Origin of the sequence: Chitinophaga niabensis (assembly GCF_900129465.1) — a bacterium.
In the GTDB taxonomy this organism is placed as follows: domain Bacteria; phylum Bacteroidota; class Bacteroidia; order Chitinophagales; family Chitinophagaceae; genus Chitinophaga; species Chitinophaga niabensis.
On record NZ_FSRA01000002.1, the window covers coordinates 77,868 to 96,007 of the forward strand.

An 18,140-nucleotide genomic window follows, 5' to 3' on the forward strand; every position below is an offset into this window, starting at 1 on the left:
AATTCTCCCACTTTATCTCCTTCAATAATTTTTTTCCCTAAAACATACCAATCGGTATGTTTTAGATATATATTTGCAGCATGTACCAGATATTACTGCACTTACATTCTTTATTCCGCTGGTTAGTGCTGATCAGCCTTGTGCTTTCTATTTACCGTGCCTGGAGCGGGTATACGGGAAATAAACCATTTACCCGAACGGATAATTCTATCCGTCACTGGACAGCTACTATTGCACATATTCAATTAATACTGGGGTTTATATTATATTTTAAAAGCCCTTTTACAGGTGCTCCGTTGGAACATACGTTGCAAAGCATGGAACTCAGCTTCTTCAGCATCATCCACATCAGCCTGATGATCGTTGCCATTGTGCTTATTACTATTGGCTCCGGCTTATCCAAACGAAAACCTTTCAGCAAACAGAAATTCCGCACCATGCTGATCTGGTTCTCCATCGCCCTATTCATCATCCTCATTGCTATCCCCTGGCCATTTTCACCTTTTTCTCACAGACCATATTTCAGATCATTCTAATCATGTACCAACTGCTTAAAACCAATATCGGAAGATTACGGATCATCGGATTCCTGGAAGGTATGTCCCTTTTGCTCCTGCTGTTTGTGGCCATGCCTTTGAAGTATATCTACCATTACCCTGCCGCCACCAGCATCATGGGTGGTATCCATGGCGCCCTGTTCCTGCTGTTTATCTTTAACACCCTGAGTGTAGGTGTAGAACAGGAATGGAAGTTCAAACACACTACCTGGAAGGTTTTACTGGCCTGCATGATCCCGTTTGGCACCTTTTATATAGATAAAAAGATTTTAAGAATTTGTAAACAATAGTTTAGTATATTTATACAAATCTTTAAAACTATTTGTTTGTATGCAGCATCAAAACAGGCGGAACTTCCTGCAAAGTATTGCATTGGGCAGTCTTGCGCTTACGCCGCTCAACCAACTGGCCGCCATGCCAGTGCAACGTAAGGCTAAGATCAGGTTTGGCATCTGCACAGATGTACACCAGGATATTATGCACGATGGAGAGGCGCGTTTGAAAACCTTTATAGATGACATGAAAACGCAACAGGTGGATTTCATTATCCAACTGGGAGATTTCTGCCGCCCTTATGAAAAGAACCTTCCTTTCCTGAATATATGGAACAGCTTTCCTGGCCCTAAATACCATGTAATAGGCAATCATGATAATGATGGCGGGTTCACACACGAACAGGTGATAGCTTACTGGAAAGCAAACGGCGCTTACTATTCATTTGATCAAAATGGTTATCACTTTGTGATATTGAACGGGAACGAAAAGAATCCTTCTAAAGACAGACCTCCCGGGTATGCCCGCTACATTGGTATTGAACAGCAGGACTGGCTGGAGAAAGACCTTGCAACCACTACTCTGCCAACGATTGTCTGCTGCCATCAGGGTTTGGATAATGATATGGGAGGTATAGAAAATGCCACACAGATAAGACTGATCTTAGAACGCGCGAAGAAAGTTCAACTGGTGTTCAGCGGCCACCATCACCTGGATTATGTAAATGAGATCAATGGTATCTTTTATGTGCAGATCAACAGCATGTCCTACCAATGGCTGGGAGATGATTATGCGCGTGTACGCTATAGCAGGGAAGTAGATGAAAAATATCCCTGGATAAAATATACCGTGCCTTACAAAGACCCAATCTATACCATCGCGGAAATAGATCACCGTGGCAACTTTTATCTTAAAGGCTCCAGCACTTCATTTGTTGGGCCATCCCCAAAAGAATTGGGGATGACCAAACATGATATGCCTTATGAAATAGTGCCTTATATTTCTGAGCGTAAGTTTAAATTAGTCTAACGCATAAAACTGCAACCGCACCGGCCCGATCAATCCGGATTTCCTTAAAGGATAATCCTTATCAAACTTCTTCACATTCGTTTTAGTGAACCGCTTGTCCGCAGGCAGGTAATTATCACCAATGATCCTGTTGGGCCAGAGGTTCACTACCCGCAGCTCTAGTGTATTCTGCCCTTCTTTCACATAGGCAGAAATATCTCCCCTGAACGGATGGGTCCACCAAACGCCGGTATGTTTTCCATTGATGATCACTTCTGCGAGGTTGTACATTTCACCCAGATCAAGGAATACCTTCTTCTGTAATTGTGCTGCGCTCACGGTGAATGCCTGGTGATATACTGCGGTACCGGAGTAATATTTAATGCCGGGATCGGTATGGTCCGTCCAGGAGATCAGTTGATTGAATACCGTGCTTTCCGGGCCACCCCATTCCTTCGCAAAGTTCACTGTCCAGGGGCCGGTAACCGCTACATTTTCCGGTGTGCCCAAAGAAGGATCTATATCAAAAGTATCCATCGGCAATGCAGGAATACTGGCGTGATCGCCTGTACTGTTTTTCCGGAATACCACAAACACTGAACCGAAAGGATCTAAGAACAAAGGCAGTTCTACCGTCTGGCCTTTGGTAGCATATACCTTTTGCGGAATGATAGTACCTTTATCAGGATTCCATAACTCCGGTACCTTACCATCTACACGGAAGGTGGTATGGATATATTCAGGGCGTTCGTTCCTGTTCACAACATAATAGATCTCTGCATCCGGAGTGGTACGGTGAATGTAATCGATCAATGCTCCCGGTTTGCGGCTCTGGTAAGCAAAATCCGGCCCCTTGCCTTTATCCTGCAATACCTGGCGGATGGTTTTACCAAATACCACTTTTCCCTTTCCATAAGTATGCTCCGTAATAGTGGTACCATTAATATCGCCCCACAATGCTGCGGACAACTCTTTTACCTTTTGCTCTCCTGCTGCCCTGTCTTTCAATCCTACCGTAGTCAGTGGTTTAGGGCCAACGATCGTAGCGCCGTCTTTCACCAGTTGCGCCAGCTTCACCATCACATCTGCATTCACCACTTTCCAATCCGGTAAAGCCAGTACTTCATAACGCATGCCATCCGGCAGTACGATCTTTCCATCTGCTACTTTCATACGGGTAAGGATCACTTCCGTATTACATACATCATAATCATATCCTTCTCCCAGTTCAGGATGAATATGTTTCAGGGGCACCTGGTTGGGAACGTTATCACCGTAGTAATAACATACATCCCCTACAAACAGCCCACGTGAAAGCATGTAAGATACCCGGCTGTTCCATTTCAGGAAGGCAGGCGCCTGTTTCCACCAGGTTACATTCTGATTAAAGTGTGTGCCGGCAAAATATTCATTACCCGGTAAACCTGCACTTTTAGGAGAATGGGTGAAAGTATGGATCACCAGGCGGTTCAAGCCTTCGCAATAAGCCCTGTCCAGGGTAGGTTTCATAAATGCGAAATCCTCTTCCCAATGTGGTCCGATGCTGGTAGGGCCTTCTGCCTGCACAAAACGTTTGCCGTAAATGTGTGCGGCGGCAGCGGGTTGTTTGATAAAGATGCGGCGGAAGTCCTCCACCCTATGTGTTTTTGCCCTGATCCAGAACTCTCCCATGGGGATTGCGTTCAGGCCCAGGTTCTTCAAAGCATCGATGGGGGCAGGATGCGGGCCGCCACTTTCTGAGTGCAGGGCCATGCCGTCCTTCTTCGCCAGTTCGTCAAATCGTTTATAGTGATTTTCCCAGATCACATCAGCGATCGTTCTTCTGAAATCATAGAGGAAACGATTGGAAACATCCCTGCTTTCAATGATCTTCCCGGTTAATATGGGCAGGTACTTTTTGATATCATAGCCATTCTGTTGCTGAAATGCTTCTGTGAAAGCAGGTGTCCAGTTGGAAGCGCCGAGTTCCCAGCTATCGTCATGCAGGTATTTGAGGCTGGCGTTCTTATGATCTTTGATCAATGCGGTGACCACTTTCTCATACTGTACGTCCATGGCTTCTTTGCTCATGTAGTCAATGGCGAGACCACCACCACCCGGACTATGGGTGGATACTTCAATACCGGTGCCGCTATAACCGAACCGCATGATCTGGTAATTACCAGCTGGCACATCCCAGTTGATATTGCCTTGTGCATCTACATAACTGCTTACGTCTATAACATTATCCAAAGAAGCATTGGCTTCATGTGGCGGAGAGGCTTCTTCTTTCATGAAGAGGTTCCAGTCGTACCCCAATCCGTTTTTAGTCATGGGGATGGAATAGATACTATGCACCGCTTTGATATCCATATTCTCCAGCGGTTTGATCTGCGCACTGTTCTCATTCAGTTTCACAGCCAGTACCGCAATAGGTTTATAATACCGGGACTTATCCAGTTTACCCGGCATGGGTAAGTTCATACTTAATTTCCGCGGCCCCTGGACCATGGTATCGCTCCATACCAGTTTTTTGGATGCCAGCTCCGGCGTAACCCATGGTCCGCCGTCATTCCAGCCGCTGCCAATATTCAGGCTGATCTCCAGGTTCAGACTGTCTGCCACATCGCAGGCATAGTGGAAAAGTGCTTTCCATTCCGGCCCCAGGAATATGGGACCGCTTTCTGTTTTTTCCATTTTATTGTAAGAAGAAGAGCCTGCATCAAAAATGATCGCACCTTTGATCCCTGCTTCTTTCATTGCAACGAGGTCTGCTAAAATGCCTTCTTTTGTCTGGTAGCCTTCCAGCCACCACCAGAATACCCGGGGTTTTGCTTCATCCGGGGGATTCATGAATCCCATGGCAAGATCGCCCTGTGCTTCTGTTATATTTTTGCTATTGGTGCATCCGTTAATGAAGCAGCAAAGAGCTGCTCCCCATATCAGTAATTTTTTCATCTTTCCTGGTTAATGATTATTTCATGTTCACCACGCACATCCGGGAGAAAATATGCGCCTTTGGAGCCGGAAGGTTTGATAGCCTTACCATCCATCAGAACGGTGAACTTTTGCTGTGTAAGTTTTGCAGGTAATACTACCTGTGCAGTAGTATTGGAAGGGATGGTGATCTTCATCACCAGCCTGCCGGGAGATTGTTCATATGCTGCAAGGATGTTTCCTTTGATAGTGGGTACTTTTATTTTAGCCCAGGGCAGATCACCCAGCTGTGGTTTTATCCTGCATGCAGTCCATCCCGGCGCCACCGGCTCTATGCCCATCAGCTTACGGGGAATGATATTGGCAGGCACGGCGCCCCATGCGTGGTTCCAGTCCTGGTTAGGTTTGTATTTGTTGTCCCATGCTTCCATGGTTATAGTGCTGCCGGCACGGATCATGTTATACCAGCTGCGTAATGCCTGTGAATTCAAGAGGGAAAGTCCGTATTGATCATCTCCTGCATCATACACCGCATCCATCAGGAACTGGCTGCCATACACACTGCAAGCCATGCCACGGGAGCGGATGAAATCGCCTACTGCTTTCCGGTGCTGCTCTTCCACTAATCCGAAAACCAACGCGAACATATTGGCATGCAGGGAAGCGTGTGTGGTACCGCTTCCATCCAGTACTACTTTTCGTTTTGTGTCCCAGAACAATTTGCGGAATGCTTTTTTCACCTGCTCTGCACGTGCGGCCAACATACTTTCATCTGCTTTGTTACCCAAGGCGGCGGCCATTACCTGCATATCGCGTAATGCTTTATAATAGTATGCATTCACTACAGCGTTATGATTGGTGAACACGAAACCATCTGTTTCACCGCCTTCTTCATTACCCAATCCTAAGATGCCTTTATGCGGCCAGTCTACAATATCCCTCAGCTCCTTACCATTAAAGTGAATAGATTGCAGGAGTTCCGTGGTTTGCCTGCCCGTGCGGGTACTGATCAGTCCGCTGGAATCTTCCAGTGCCATCAGCAGCTTTGCTTTCAGCGTTGTATAATTATACCGGGCAGAACGGATATCGCCCGTATAGAGGTAATCGTTATAGGCCATTAATACAGATTGCAGGATCCACTCTGTGGGCCAGGTGGCATGATACAGGAGGTATTCATGTGAACTACGGGCCAGGCTATACTCCCGGTCTGTAGCATAATATCCCAACTGGTTGATATAAGCATCGGCCTCATAAGGGATACGCTCCCTGTCGCCATCAACAAAAACACCGGCAAAGGAAGTGGCCTTCATGCTGTATTTACATATATCCCATACTGCATTCAGGATAGTATCAGCACTTTGAAACTCAGCTGCCGCATCATTAAAAGGATAATTCACTGCGGAGCGGATAACATCGGTAGCTTGTAAAGTACCTGCATATCCTTCCACCTCGCAATACCTGAAAGGCAATACCTCTCCGATATAAGCCGGCATCTTGATAGCCTGTGCGCCGGTGTTGCGCATATCCGGCCTGATGTATACCTGGTATGTATGCGTGCCTGCACGCAAAGGCAAACGGTATGCCTGGTAACGCATACTGCCTCCTGGTTTCCGGTTAATACTGCCATCTGCATTTATTACTTCACCCAAATGCACTGTTACGGTATCTCCATCTCCTTTGGCAGACAGGCGTAATTTCAACTGCCCGAAAGCCGCTTTACCAAAATCTATGCGGCCGGCATGAACAGACACCGGGAACTGATCTGTTTTCTGCAAAGGATATTTTGCCGTAGCATAATCTACCATCACGGAATCCGTAAAAAATACAGCAGGCGTAGAAAATCTGCTCTCTTTGTCCTTTTCATCCCAGATCTGTACCATCCAGTAATAGGTCGTGTTCGGCTGCAATGCTTTACCGGCATATACAACTCCGGCAGACTGTGCGGATGTTACTTTTTTGGAGTCCCATACATTCCCCTGGTTTTCCGGGTTGTCCGAAACCAGTATCCTGTAAGCCGTCTGTTGTACCGGCGCTCCGCCAATAGCCCAGCTGAAAGCAGGCTGGCGGTTCGCGATGCGAACATACTGCCCGCCGGAAAAATTCCTGACCGGTTGCACAGGATACCCATTCACATACTGTTGATCTGTATAAGCCAGCAGATCACACATCAATCCCTCAGGAGCAGCCTGCTGGGCATAACTTTGTACTGAACTAATAATGATAAAGAGTGTAAAAAGGATCTTCCTGCGCATGGTAATAGTATAAAATGATAAGAAAGCCGGGAATGATCTCCTGGCTTTCTTATTACAATATAAAAAAAGATTATCGCTGCCAGCCCGGATTTTGCTCCAGCTTCTCATCTTTATTGGTATCGATGACGGTTTGCGGGATAGGCCACAGGTTATAATTGAAAGTAAGTGTTGCCTTTGCTTCAGGCCAGTATGCGTATTTTTTAATACGGTCAACTGCAATGGTTCCACCCATCCGCAGCAAAGTATTCCAGCGGCACTCCTCATACACCAGTTCACGGGCACGTTCGTCCAGAATAAGATTGAAGTTATCATCCATATCCGCCGCCGTTACTCTGTATGTACAGGCAGCACGGTCCCTCAGCAAATTCACGTCGTCAGCCGCCCCTTGTTTATTTCCGCTGCGTTGTTTGGCTTCCGCACGCAGGAGGATGGTTTCAGACAGGCGGATAAAATAATCGTCCCTGAACAGATTGCTCATGTTCTCTCCATCAGCTATCCCAGTGTACTTATCTGTGGCGATCTTGCAGGATACAGGATAGCAAAGGCTTCTGTTGTTCATATTAGTTACCGGGTCCGCACTGCCGTTATACATCACGTTCCAGGGAACAACCTGACCGAAGTAAGGAGAAGAAGGCACGTTGCCGATAAAGTTCCTGCGGAATACGATATCTGAATTGCGCATATCTGTTGCCCATTGCCCCGCATATATGTCATCGCGGGTGTACATGGTAGGTATCATCTGAGCAATCCCCCTTCCTCCTACATTCTCTGCTGTTCCGGTGAGGTGGTCTTTGGCACCATCACGGAAAACAGGACTATAAGTACGGGAATAAGGGAGTTTGGATTTACCATCTTCTGCTCTATACGCTGCATAATCGATCTGTATGGCCCAGATGCATTCTTTATTACCATCCTGATAGTTCACGTTCTTTTCCTGGAAAAGGTCCCAGTACACATTACCCTGCGCTTCTGTACTTCTTGCACCAAAGCGGTTCTTCATCAGGGAGAAGGTACCACCGTCTATCACCTTGTTGCCATAAGCGATGGATTGTGCAAATGCAGCATTGGCTTCTGTTGTTTTTGCCTCTGCTGCCAGTTGTGTACCCAGGGCAAGATAGAGCTCGCAAAGGTTATGCTGTGCGGCGCCTCTTACTAAACGGCCGCCTGCGGTTGTTGTAACAGGAAGGTCGTTTTCAACAGCCAGCAGTTCATCAATAGCAAACTGGTAAGTTTCTACGCGGGTAGATCTTTTAAAATTATACTGTGGCACAGTGGTTGGTTGTGTTACAATAGGTACACCACCAAAGATCTCTCCCAGGTTACGGTAGGCAAATGCGCGGAAGAACCTGGCCTGCGCTAAAGCATAAGCCTTATCAGCCGGCGTAGCCCATGAGATCTGAGGAAGGTCTGCCGCCCATATCGCCAGGTTGGCTTTGGCGATCAATTGGTACCAGGTGCTGTAAAAATTAAAGAAAGTACCGTTATCCGGATTGATGAGGCCATAGTTATTGAAAGTAGATCCTCTTCTGATACTGGCCACATCGTACATATCCGTTCCGTTTCCACGGAACACAAAGATCCAGCCTTCTTCAGCAGGGTTTGCCCAAAGGTCCCGCAGCTGGGAATAGATGGCTATTAGTGACTGGTCTATCTGGGCAGAAGTGGAGTAGGCATTTTCAACCGTGTAGAAGGTGGTCGGTTTTTCCATAAGGAAATCCTTATCGGATTTACAGCTTACGATCCCAGACAACAATAGCAACAATGCCCAGGTAGTATAATGATGATGAATGATCTTTTTCATGTTAAACTCGTTGAATTGGATTAGAAACTGATGTTGGCGCCAAAGGAATAAGAGGATGGTACGGGGAAGATATTTTGCCTTACCGTTACACCTTCTTCCGGATCTCCGCCATGCCAGTTAGTAAAAGTGGCCACATTTTTTGCACTTAAAAAGAATTTCGCAGTGTTAACATGCAGCCTTTTTAACAGCCCTGCATTCACCTTGTAAGACAGTACAATGTCCTGCACTCTTACAAATCCACGTGATTGCAATCCCAGGAAACGCCCGTCCCCTGCAAAGTAGGCAGATGGATATACGTTACTTTTGTTCTCCGGGGTCCAATAAGGCTTGGACGTCATATTATCATTAAAACGACCCGTACCTGCAGTAATGTAAGCTGCCTGGTTAGCTCTCATAAAATAGCCATTGCCGCCAAACGTACCCGAGATCATTACATAGAGATCAAAGTTTTTATAATTAAAGTTGTTGCTCATGCTCATCCTGAAATTCTCGTTCTCATTTCCCAGGATCTTACGGTCGCCGGCACTGATACCAGGCTGTTTATCAATATCCCTGTATTTAGGGGCACCGGGAGCAGCACCTGTTAAAGCGATATATTCCGCATCATCCGCCTGCACAATACCGATCTGTTCATATCCAAAGATCGGATCAAGCGGATACCCGATAAATAAATTATTCGCCAGGTCATCGTCTTCTTTACCATCTTTATTCAGATCATCTCCATACAAACTAACAACGCGGTTCCGGTTCATCCAGAAAGTAAGCGAAGTGTTCCAGCCCCAGCTACTCTCCCTTACATTCACTGATCTTACCGTTACTTCAATCCCCTTATTATTCACCTGGCCCATGGAAGTTCTCATATTCTTGAAACCTGTCATTACCGGAATGTTGCGGACGAATATCTGGTCGGTGGTTTGTGAGCTGTACAGGTCTACATCTACAAATAACCTTTCATCTAACCAGGCAGATTCAAAACCGGCGTTCCATGCAGCCGTTTTTTCCCAACCCAGATTTGAGTTACCCAATGCATTCTGAAAGAGGCCATATTGAATAGCGCTACCGGTATTTGTGAATTGATACCTTACCCCGCCTGAAGTACCATTGGCAATGGTAGAGAGTGTGCTATAAGGAGCTCCGCTCTGGTTCCCGTTCTGACCCCAGGAAAGTTTCAGCTTCAGACTGTTCAGGGACTTAATTCCTTTCATGAATTCTTCATTAGAGATCCTCCATGCAATACCGGCGGCAGAAAAGTTCGCCCATTTGTTATTCGCACCAAACACAGAAGCCCCATCCCGGCGATAAGAACCGGTGAAGAAATATTTATCATTATAGGAATAACTTAACCGGCCCAGATAACCAATATTGGCCCTTTCCTCGCCGTTCATCTCTATTCGCTGTACCGTAGCTTTAGAGAGGCCGTTCACGCCCAGTGCAGTATTACCATTAGCGGCAAAGTCCGTTCCTGTTGCCCTCGTCATTTCATATCTCCGGTAATCCCTTGTAGCCACAGCTGTAAAATCGACGCTATGTTTGCCAAAATCCTGCTTGTAGTTCAGGATATTATCTATTACATAACTGTAAGTACTATTGTTATTGATATTCCCTGTAGCACGGGCTAAAAATCCCTGGATGGCTGCAGGGGAATAACGGGCAATGCCTTCTCCTTCCGCAATAAAATTAGATTCATAGGTAAAATCCCCGGCCTGGTTCCTGTCCTGATTCAGCAAATAATTTAACCTGTAACTAAGGCCTTTTACCCATGGTGCTTTTAATACAAGATGAGAATTGAGGCGGTAGTTATTTCTGATATCCTTGTTGTCGCGCGTGCCATCATTTACACCCCATAAAGGATTAACAGCAGATTGGGTGTAAGGATACTTTTCCAGGTTTCCCTGGTCGTCGCGGAACATCACGCCGTATGGAGACATTGTTTGTGCGCTTCCAATATCAGCCGGGATACCGGAATAATCCCTCCTGGAAAAACCTCCGTCTACACCTATTTCCAGCCAGGAAGTAATGTTTGCATTCAGCTTTGCCAATACAGAGATCCTTTTAAAATCATCTCCTACTATAATACTTTTGTTTTGATCAAAGGAAGAAGAAAGGTAATAGTTCACAGTGGACGTGGCACCCGAAACAGCAGCCTGGTAACTTTGGATCAACCCTGTACGGGTAACCTCATCCAGCCAATTGGTTTCTTTTCCGGCATTCCTGTTAGCTATTTCTCCCGGTTTCAGCCAGTTGGTAGAACCAGGTGTATATTTATTACGTGCATTCACTACTTCTAACCATTCTTCTCCTTTCATCATCACCGGCCTGCGTTGCCAGGTTTGTATCCCTGTTGATGTGTTGAAAGCAATAGATGGTTTGCCGGAACGGCCCTTTTTAGTGGTAATGGCAATTACTCCATTAGCGGAACGGGAACCATATGCAGCCGCAGATGTAGCATCTTTGAGGATATCAAAACTGGCAATGTCATTTGGATTAATGTCTCCAAGGCTGCCCAGGAACACTGTTCCATCCAGCACGATCAGAGGATTATTATCGCCACTGATAGAGTTCCTCCCGCGTAATAGCATTTCCGGTTGATCTCCGGCAGTATTGCTGGCACCAATGCTCAAACCGGGTACATTTCCTTTTAATGACTCCAGTGCATTCAGGTTAGGCAGCGATGCCATGGGCGAATTCTCCATTCTCACAGAACTCACAGATCCTGTGAAGTCTTTACGCTTTGCAGTCCCATACCCTATCACCACAAAGTTCTCCAGCGTGGTGGATTCTTCTTTGAGGGCGATAATAACATTGTTCAGGTTCTCTGGTTTTAGCGTGATGGTCTTATAGCCGAGCATAGTTACCTCCAATTCCACTTCCGTGCCATCTGGCAGGGTAAAGGAAAACTCTCCTTTGGCATCCGTGGTAGCACCTTTGGTACTGTTCTTCAATCTAACGGTTGCGCCGGGTAAAGGCTCTCCCGTTTCGCTGGTCACTCTTCCTTTTATCAGTATTAGTGGCGGTGGTGTAGCATGCACTACAGGTGCCGGCTCATCCTTTTTACGCACCACTACTGTTTGTTCAACAATTACATAATTAAAAGGCTGATCCTGGAAGCATGCTTCCAGCGCTTCTTTAAAAGAGGCGTCCTTCAATTGCAGGGAAACTTTTTTGGCATCTTTCATCAACCGCTGGTTGAAGAAGAAGTGATAGCCACTTTGTTTCCCTATTTGTGCAAACACCTTTTCCAGCGAACCATTTTTAATGTTAATGGTGATCTGCTGGCTATATCCCTCTGCGCTCACCTGGAGGCACGTAATAAAGAGCAGGATGGCCGTTAGCTTCATGATCAGAAGAATTTTTCCGGTAGGCCACAGCCTGAATTGCAACAGACCGCGGAGGCCCTTAGACCTTGTGGAATTCGTAAATCTTAATTTCATAACTTCGTGGTTTGTTTGGGTTTTGCCCGTTTCAACAGTTAGCAAATTGATTGATACGCAGACGCAAGCATCCGGCCGGTTGTACCCTCATACTTCCGGCCTTTTTCCTGAATCCGATGATTAATTCTGTTAGGTTGTTTGTGTTAAGGATTTATAATGACTGTTCTTTCTTTGATTTTGGCATTTATATCACTATATACTAGTATTTCCAGGAATTTCGTAAGGCTCACATGCCTTGGTAATGACCCGCTGAAAAGGTCTTTCGGTACACCGTTCGGATAACTAACGGTAATGTCGTACCATCTTTCAGCCTGCCGCAGTATGCTGCCGATGTCGGCTTCATTGAATTTAAAATACCCTTCCTTCCATGCCGTTATCTCTTCCAGGTCATCCGGCTCCACGATCTCTATTTTCTGCCTGATCTGCGCCTGCTGGCCGGGTTTCAGGTTTATGCTGAAGTTTTCTTTCGTTATTTTCACGGAACCTTCCAGCAAGGTGGTTTTGACATCCCCCTCATTATCATATGCATTGATATTGAAATGCGTTCCCAGCACTGTTACCTGTGCCTTTTCCTCCCCTTCCCCGGACATGATCTTTACTCTGAAAGGAGTTTTATGTTCCAGCGGCGCTACTTCAAAATATGCCTCCCCCGTTACTTTCACCATCCTTTCCCCTCCGGAAAATGCGGTAGGATAAGTAATGGAAGAAGCTGCATTCAGCCATACCTGTGTACCATCCGGTAAAGTGATCCGGTATTGGCCGCCACGTGGCGTACGCATGGTATTATACATTATTTCTGATGTAGCGGCACCGGAAGTACTATATACCAGTTTACCATTGGCCAGTTTCACCACTTTGGTATTACCCTGCTGGCTCAGCATACCATTGGATGCACTGTCCAGCGTAATGGTGGTACCATCTGCCAGCGTGAGTATGGCTTTATCTCCTCCCGGCATCACCTCATTTTTTTTAATGGGGGCCGATGGCGTGGAAGCCAGCTGGACGGGTTTTTTAGGCTGTAAGAAATAAGCAACCCCGGTTGTAAGGAGTAATAAACTGGCGGCAGCAGCCCACCAGGTACGCCTGTTCATAAAAGACACCCGTTTGCGGGGAACATCTTTTAAAACAGGTTTTAGCTTTTCCAGTACGACATCTTTAGCGTCGTTGTTCTCCAACTGATGATAACGCGGATCATCCCATACCTCTTTCATGAATGCCTCCCAGGTTTGCCGGCTGCCCGGTTCCCGGAGTGCAGACCATAGCGTACGGAATTCCTCTGCGGATAACTCGCCCGCCAGGTATTTTTCCAGTAAATTTTTCAGATCTGCATGCATAATGAATAGCTCCTGTAATATGAAGACCACTGAAAGGCACAAAAGGAAGTGCCGGATTAAAAAAATATTTTAAAGGAACCTGGAAAGGAGCGCGGTAGCCAGTAAGGCATGCTCCCGGAGGTATTTTCTAAGGAAAGCGAGGGAACGTACAATATAATCTTTTACAGCCGCACGGCTAACACCCATCTGGTGACTGATCTCCTCATGGCTGAGGCCCCTTTCCCGGCTAAGGCGGAAAGCTTTTTGCTGCTGTGGGGGCAACTGGCTGATCCCTAGTTCCACCAGGGTTTGCAGTTCCTTGAATTCCGCAGACACAGAAGTATCTCCCGATTCAACCCTTGCCTGATAGGTAAGATAATGCTGATAAGCTTCCTCCAGCTTTAACCGGCTCATCTTTTTAAAGATCAGGTTACGGGCACTGATGAAAAGGAAACCATCCAGCTTTTGGATGTCTGTAGCCTTTTCCCTGTTTTGCCATAACTGAAGGAATACTTCCTGCGCAACGTCCTGCGCCATCTGTGATGACTTTGTCAATACCAGTGCAGAAGAATACACCCTGTTCCAGTAATGATCAAAAAGCCGGCAGAAAGCATCTTCGCTTCCGGCAGCCATCTCCTGTAGAGAGAATTGATCAGTATAAGGTAGACTGGACAAATGAACAGCGGCTTTTATTCAAGTAAACTTAGGAAAAATAATTACCAAAAAACAATTTTCGGAAAAGATCATTTTTAAAGGAACTGTCCTTTTTTTCTGGTTGATTGACCCATCAAATATAATACCCTGCAAGCTTACATCAAAATTAGTGTAAATGTAACACTTACGAAAGGAAACAGGACAGTACAGGACGGTTTAGGGATATTTCTGTGGCAAAGGCACAGGTAAAGCCTGTATAATAACCTGCGTTTTAGTTAATAAAAAAGGTTAAATTGAATTTTACAATTACTGCATTAATCAACGTTATGTTATTACTTAAGTCAAAGCTACCCTACACCATCCTGTTATTTATCCTTCCCCTGACTGCTTATGCCCAATCCGGTCTTCCTGTTCTGCAGGCCGGCACTGTTAGTATAAGCGGAGAAGTAACTATCCCGGAAAAACTTAAGAAAGATAGTGTATGGGTATGGTTAACAATTCCTCAACCATTTACCGGTGAAAATAAGCGGTATACAACCCTGCTCGATTCAAAAGGACGTTTCGCATTGAAGTTAAACACTGAAACAAATCTTAGTATGTGTGCCGTAACCACGGATTTAAATATGGAACACTTAGTTACTGTTCCACTAAAAAACGGGCAGAACAGTATAATAACCTTCAGTTATTCCGATGATGGAACTATTAATAAATTAAAGACCAACGATAATGCCGGATTCACTGAAGAAGAACTTATCTGGGGCGTAACCAAATTTGGCGAAATGCAGCGATATAGATCTGGTAAACCAAGAGAGGCCCTGTATAATAAAGCATTTAGTATTTTTATCGATCATGCAAATAACGTTTTACAGGAAAGGCGGGCCATTCTGAACAAGCCGCCCTTTTTATCTGACAAGATGAAGGAGATTGTATTCAAGGATTTTTCTCTGGCGATGTATTACGGGCACGTATTTGATTACTACGATGAAATGGTTTTAAACTACAGTAATACGAACGATCATAAGATGCCAGATAGTTCAGAGATAAAAATTCCTGTCCGCCAGGATTATTCATTCCTTAAAGATCTTGACCTGGATAATCCCCTAAACCTGTATTGCTTTTCTTATCCGGACTTTACGCAGAAGTTACTGCAAAATAGTACGTTAGATCTTCCCCGTATCCAGGATACGCCCATTCCTGAATGGATAAAAAATGTAAAAGGGATTTTGGCACACCTGATCGGATCGGATCAAGGCCTGTTTTATGATATGCTCATAGGCAATGCCTATGCGATGCAATATGATACTGAACTAAAACCATTGACAGTAAAGCAGATTGAAAACATCAAGAACTATTACAAGGGAGCCGATCTGGAGAAGATCCTCCTGCGAAAGAACCAGGAAATCATGCAACTGGCACGGTCAAAGGAAACGGTAGTGGTCAACAATACTCCGGATGTATCTCCTGAAGAATTGATGAGCGCTATTATTTCCAAATACAAAGGAAAAGCCGTTATTGTTGACTTCTGGGCAACGTGGTGTGCCCCTTGCCTTGAAGCCATGAGAGAATCCCGGGACTTAAAAAAACAGTTCGCCAATAAAGATGTTGCATTTATTTATATAGGTGAGCCCTCATCGCCGAGGAAATTATGGGAAAGGCATATACAAGGCATCGGAGGGGAACAGTATTACTTGACTTCAAAAGAGTGGAAGTATCTGTTAGACAGTTTCAATTTTAGCAATATCCCCACTTACCTGGTATTTGATAAGAAAGGAGTACTCAAACAGCAAATTACAGAATACCCCGGGAACGAAGTGATGCAAAAGCACATCGAAGCAGCTTTGCATTAAATTCAATGTAAATGCCCCGCTAAGGACAACATAGGATGATTCAGTTCCGTTGACTCATATTCCTCCTGTACTCAACCGGGCTAATACCATTATGCTTTTTGAACTGCCTGCTCAGATGGCTTTCATCCGTAAAGCCCAGTTCATCTGCTATCTGGCCAATCGTTAATGTACTGTATGCCAGCCGTTGCTGCACCAGTTTTATTTTATACTGTGTAATGTAATGTTGCAGGCTTTCTCCCGTGAACTTCCTGAAATATTCCCCCACATAATTAGCGGAGAGGTTAAAGCTCGCAGCCAGATGCTCCACCCGTAGCTTATCGGGCTCATTGATATGCCGGCGGATATGCACCAGCATCCTGTTGATCAGTGGTTCCGGATCCAGCCCGGTAGCTGTTGTTTCCGCATCCTCTATGTTACGTGCCAGGATGTTCAGGATCAGGGTTACAAAATGCTGCAGGTTCTCTTCGTGGTAAGATTGCTTTCCCTCGTATTCCTGTACCATATTCCCTATAAGCGCAGCGATCATCTTACAGTCTCCCGGCCTTTTGATCAGCAGTTCCTGGAAACGGTTATGATGTGCAAAGATGTGTTCGAGTTGTTTGAGCCATTGCGTGATCCTTTCCCGGTCTTGTGCATTTTTGAACTGTGCCAGGAAAACTTCTGAGAAACGGATGGAACAGAAACGTGTGGGGATGGAAATATCAAATCCCCGGCAGTCCAGCGGCGTAAAAAGAAAGATGCTTCCCTTCTGATAAGGGAACCGGTTGCGGTTCACCTCCCGGGTGCCCTCCCCTTCCAGGATCTGCACGATCTCAAAGAAATGATAGATCAGGGGCCGTTCATGCCAGCAGTCCATATCTGACACATACAACTCAAATGGCTGGTGTAACGCTTTATGCTCCATACCTGTAAAATTACAAAACAAACCCTTCTTTATCACTGTTCCGCCATGGGGGCACCGCGTAATTTTGAGGACCAAAAACAAATAGCACATGAGTTTAAAAGAAAAGCTGCTGTCTTCCCTCATTACACCTTCCATTACTTTGCGCAACCGCGTGGTAATGGCTCCTATGAGCAGGCGGCGGTCAGAGAATGGCATCCCGGGTAATTCCGTACCTGTATATTACGGGCAAAGGGCCGGCGCAGGTTTGATCATTGCAGAGAACACCGCTGTTGCGGCAAATGGAGTTGGTTATCTCCATGCACCGGGCATTTATAATACAACGCAGCAGGCAGCTTGGAAAAAGGTAGTGGAGGAAGTGCATGCCAGGAACGGAAAGATCTTTATTCAGCTGGTACATACAGGCCGTATAGGGCATCCGCTGAACCAGGAAGGAGGTGTTCCGTTAGTAGCACCTTCTGCCATTACAGCAGCAGCGATCATACGTACGCCGGGAGGTATCCATTTACCTGCCACACAACCGGAAGCCCTGAGCACCGCCGGTGCGCAAGACATGATAAAAGCACATATACAGGCCGCCATCACTGCTATAGAAGTAGGTTTTGACGGCGTGGAAATACATGGCGCACATGGTTTTCTTCCTGAACAATTCCTTCACCCCCATACCAATCAAAGAACAGATCAATACGGAGGCAGCATTGCTAACCGCAGCCGCTTTCTGTTAGAGATCATGGAAGGTGTGGCAGCAGCTATCGGTAAAGAACGTACCGGTGTGAGGCTTTCACCATTTGCTATCCTGAATGATCTGCCGGCTTATGAAGAAGAAGAAGCTACGCACCGGTATATCACAGATGCTTTGCGGGAAATGGATATCCTTTACATCCATCTCTCCAGCCAGGCTTCCTCTATATCCAGGGCATACATACAGGATGTGCGTCAACGTTTCCACAACCTGCTGATCCTGGCAGGTGATTACACAGCCGATTCCGCAGAGGCCATCTTACAGGAAGGTTTAGCTGATCTTATCGCTTTTGGCAGGCCCTTTATTTCCAACCCTGACCTGGTGGAACGTTTCAGGCACAATGCACCTTTAGCGGTTGCCAATAAAGAAACCTTTTATGAGGGAGGAGATAAGGGGTATATTGACTATCCGGTACTTCATCTATCGTGATCTTTTGATCCTGAAA

At 45.8% G+C, this 18,140-nt stretch carries 12 protein-coding genes; 5 read left to right on the forward strand and 7 right to left on the reverse strand.

Going from position 1 to position 18,140, the window contains the following annotated elements; translation table 11 throughout:
- Positions 1–80: 80 nt before the first annotated feature.
- The 3 genes from BUR42_RS17250 to BUR42_RS17260 are packed head-to-tail and all read left to right on the forward strand — an operon-like array spanning position 81 to position 1,859.
- Positions 81–536 carry a hypothetical protein gene (locus BUR42_RS17250; RefSeq protein WP_074240698.1) on the forward strand — a complete coding sequence of 152 codons (456 nt, stop codon included), beginning with the start codon at positions 81–83 and terminating at the stop codon, positions 534–536.
- A 2-nt stretch (positions 537–538) separates the two neighbouring features.
- Positions 539–847, forward strand: a complete 309-nt coding sequence (locus BUR42_RS17255) for a DUF3817 domain-containing protein (RefSeq protein ID WP_074240699.1) — start codon at positions 539–541, stop codon at positions 845–847.
- 40 nt (positions 848–887) lie between these two features.
- On the forward strand, positions 888–1,859 hold the full coding sequence (locus BUR42_RS17260; RefSeq protein WP_074240700.1) for a metallophosphoesterase family protein: 972 nt from the start codon (positions 888–890) through the stop codon (positions 1,857–1,859).
- On the opposite strand, the gene BUR42_RS17265 is transcribed toward BUR42_RS17260, so the two are convergent.
- The 6 genes from BUR42_RS17265 to BUR42_RS17290 form a co-directional block, all read right to left on the reverse strand.
- The gene (locus tag BUR42_RS17265; RefSeq protein WP_074240701.1) at positions 1,851–4,775 is read right to left on the reverse strand and encodes a glycosyl hydrolase; all 2,925 of its coding nucleotides are present in this window, start codon (positions 4,773–4,775) and stop codon (positions 1,851–1,853) included. The two genes, BUR42_RS17260 and BUR42_RS17265, sit on opposite strands and share 9 nt — an antisense overlap.
- Positions 4,772–7,006 (reverse strand): family 78 glycoside hydrolase catalytic domain, encoded by a 2,235-nt coding sequence (locus BUR42_RS17270; protein WP_074240702.1) that lies wholly within the window; start codon positions 7,004–7,006, stop codon positions 4,772–4,774. The genes BUR42_RS17265 and BUR42_RS17270 overlap by 4 nt, the downstream gene beginning before the upstream one ends.
- Before the next feature lie 70 nt (positions 7,007–7,076).
- Positions 7,077–8,807 carry a RagB/SusD family nutrient uptake outer membrane protein gene (locus tag BUR42_RS17275; protein WP_074240703.1) on the reverse strand — a complete coding sequence of 577 codons (1,731 nt, stop codon included), beginning with the start codon at positions 8,805–8,807 and terminating at the stop codon, positions 7,077–7,079.
- Positions 8,808–8,827: 20 nt separating this feature from the next.
- Positions 8,828–12,238, reverse strand: a complete 3,411-nt coding sequence (locus BUR42_RS17280; RefSeq protein ID WP_143197504.1) for a SusC/RagA family TonB-linked outer membrane protein — start codon at positions 12,236–12,238, stop codon at positions 8,828–8,830.
- A 143-nt stretch (positions 12,239–12,381) separates the two neighbouring features.
- Complete coding sequence (locus BUR42_RS17285) at positions 12,382–13,572, reverse strand: FecR domain-containing protein (RefSeq protein ID WP_084185665.1); 1,191 nt, start codon at positions 13,570–13,572, stop codon at positions 12,382–12,384.
- Positions 13,573–13,641: 69 nt separating this feature from the next.
- Positions 13,642–14,226 carry a sigma-70 family RNA polymerase sigma factor gene (locus BUR42_RS17290; RefSeq protein ID WP_143197505.1) on the reverse strand — a complete coding sequence of 195 codons (585 nt, stop codon included), beginning with the start codon at positions 14,224–14,226 and terminating at the stop codon, positions 13,642–13,644.
- A 305-nt stretch (positions 14,227–14,531) separates the two neighbouring features.
- On the opposite strand from BUR42_RS17290, the gene BUR42_RS17295 reads away from it, so the two are divergent.
- The gene (locus BUR42_RS17295) at positions 14,532–16,052 is read left to right on the forward strand and encodes a TlpA family protein disulfide reductase (protein WP_074240705.1); all 1,521 of its coding nucleotides are present in this window, start codon (positions 14,532–14,534) and stop codon (positions 16,050–16,052) included.
- 40 nt (positions 16,053–16,092) lie between these two features.
- Here BUR42_RS17295 and BUR42_RS17300 read toward each other — a convergent pair whose 3' ends face one another.
- Positions 16,093–16,956, reverse strand: coding sequence for an AraC family transcriptional regulator (locus tag BUR42_RS17300; RefSeq protein WP_074240706.1), 864 nt, complete (start codon positions 16,954–16,956; stop codon positions 16,093–16,095).
- Between the two features lie 88 nt (positions 16,957–17,044).
- On the opposite strand from BUR42_RS17300, the gene BUR42_RS17305 reads away from it, so the two are divergent.
- Entirely contained in the window at positions 17,045–18,124 is a 1,080-nt protein-coding gene (locus BUR42_RS17305; protein ID WP_074240707.1) for an alkene reductase, read from the forward strand.
- Positions 18,125–18,140: the final 16 nt, after the last annotated feature.

What these genes read in the sequence shown, in the direction of transcription:
- BUR42_RS17280 (WP_143197504.1), bottom strand. Translation starts at nt 12,238, where the DNA reads ATGAAATTAAGATTTACGAATTCCACAAGGTCTAAGGGCCTCCGCGGT.
- BUR42_RS17275 (WP_074240703.1), bottom strand. Translation starts at nt 8,807, where the DNA reads ATGAAAAAGATCATTCATCATCATTATACTACCTGGGCATTGTTGCTA.
- BUR42_RS17260 (WP_074240700.1), top strand. Translation starts at nt 888, where the DNA reads ATGCAGCATCAAAACAGGCGGAACTTCCTGCAAAGTATTGCATTGGGC.
- BUR42_RS17265 (WP_074240701.1), bottom strand. Translation starts at nt 4,775, where the DNA reads ATGAAAAAATTACTGATATGGGGAGCAGCTCTTTGCTGCTTCATTAAC.
- BUR42_RS17285 (WP_084185665.1), bottom strand. Translation starts at nt 13,572, where the DNA reads ATGCATGCAGATCTGAAAAATTTACTGGAAAAATACCTGGCGGGCGAG.
- BUR42_RS17270 (WP_074240702.1), bottom strand. Translation starts at nt 7,006, where the DNA reads ATGCGCAGGAAGATCCTTTTTACACTCTTTATCATTATTAGTTCAGTA.
- BUR42_RS17250 (WP_074240698.1), top strand. Translation starts at nt 81, where the DNA reads ATGTACCAGATATTACTGCACTTACATTCTTTATTCCGCTGGTTAGTG.
- BUR42_RS17255 (WP_074240699.1), top strand. Translation starts at nt 539, where the DNA reads ATGTACCAACTGCTTAAAACCAATATCGGAAGATTACGGATCATCGGA.
- BUR42_RS17295 (WP_074240705.1), top strand. Translation starts at nt 14,532, where the DNA reads ATGTTATTACTTAAGTCAAAGCTACCCTACACCATCCTGTTATTTATC.
- BUR42_RS17305 (WP_074240707.1), top strand. Translation starts at nt 17,045, where the DNA reads ATGAGTTTAAAAGAAAAGCTGCTGTCTTCCCTCATTACACCTTCCATT.
- BUR42_RS17300 (WP_074240706.1), bottom strand. Translation starts at nt 16,956, where the DNA reads ATGGAGCATAAAGCGTTACACCAGCCATTTGAGTTGTATGTGTCAGAT.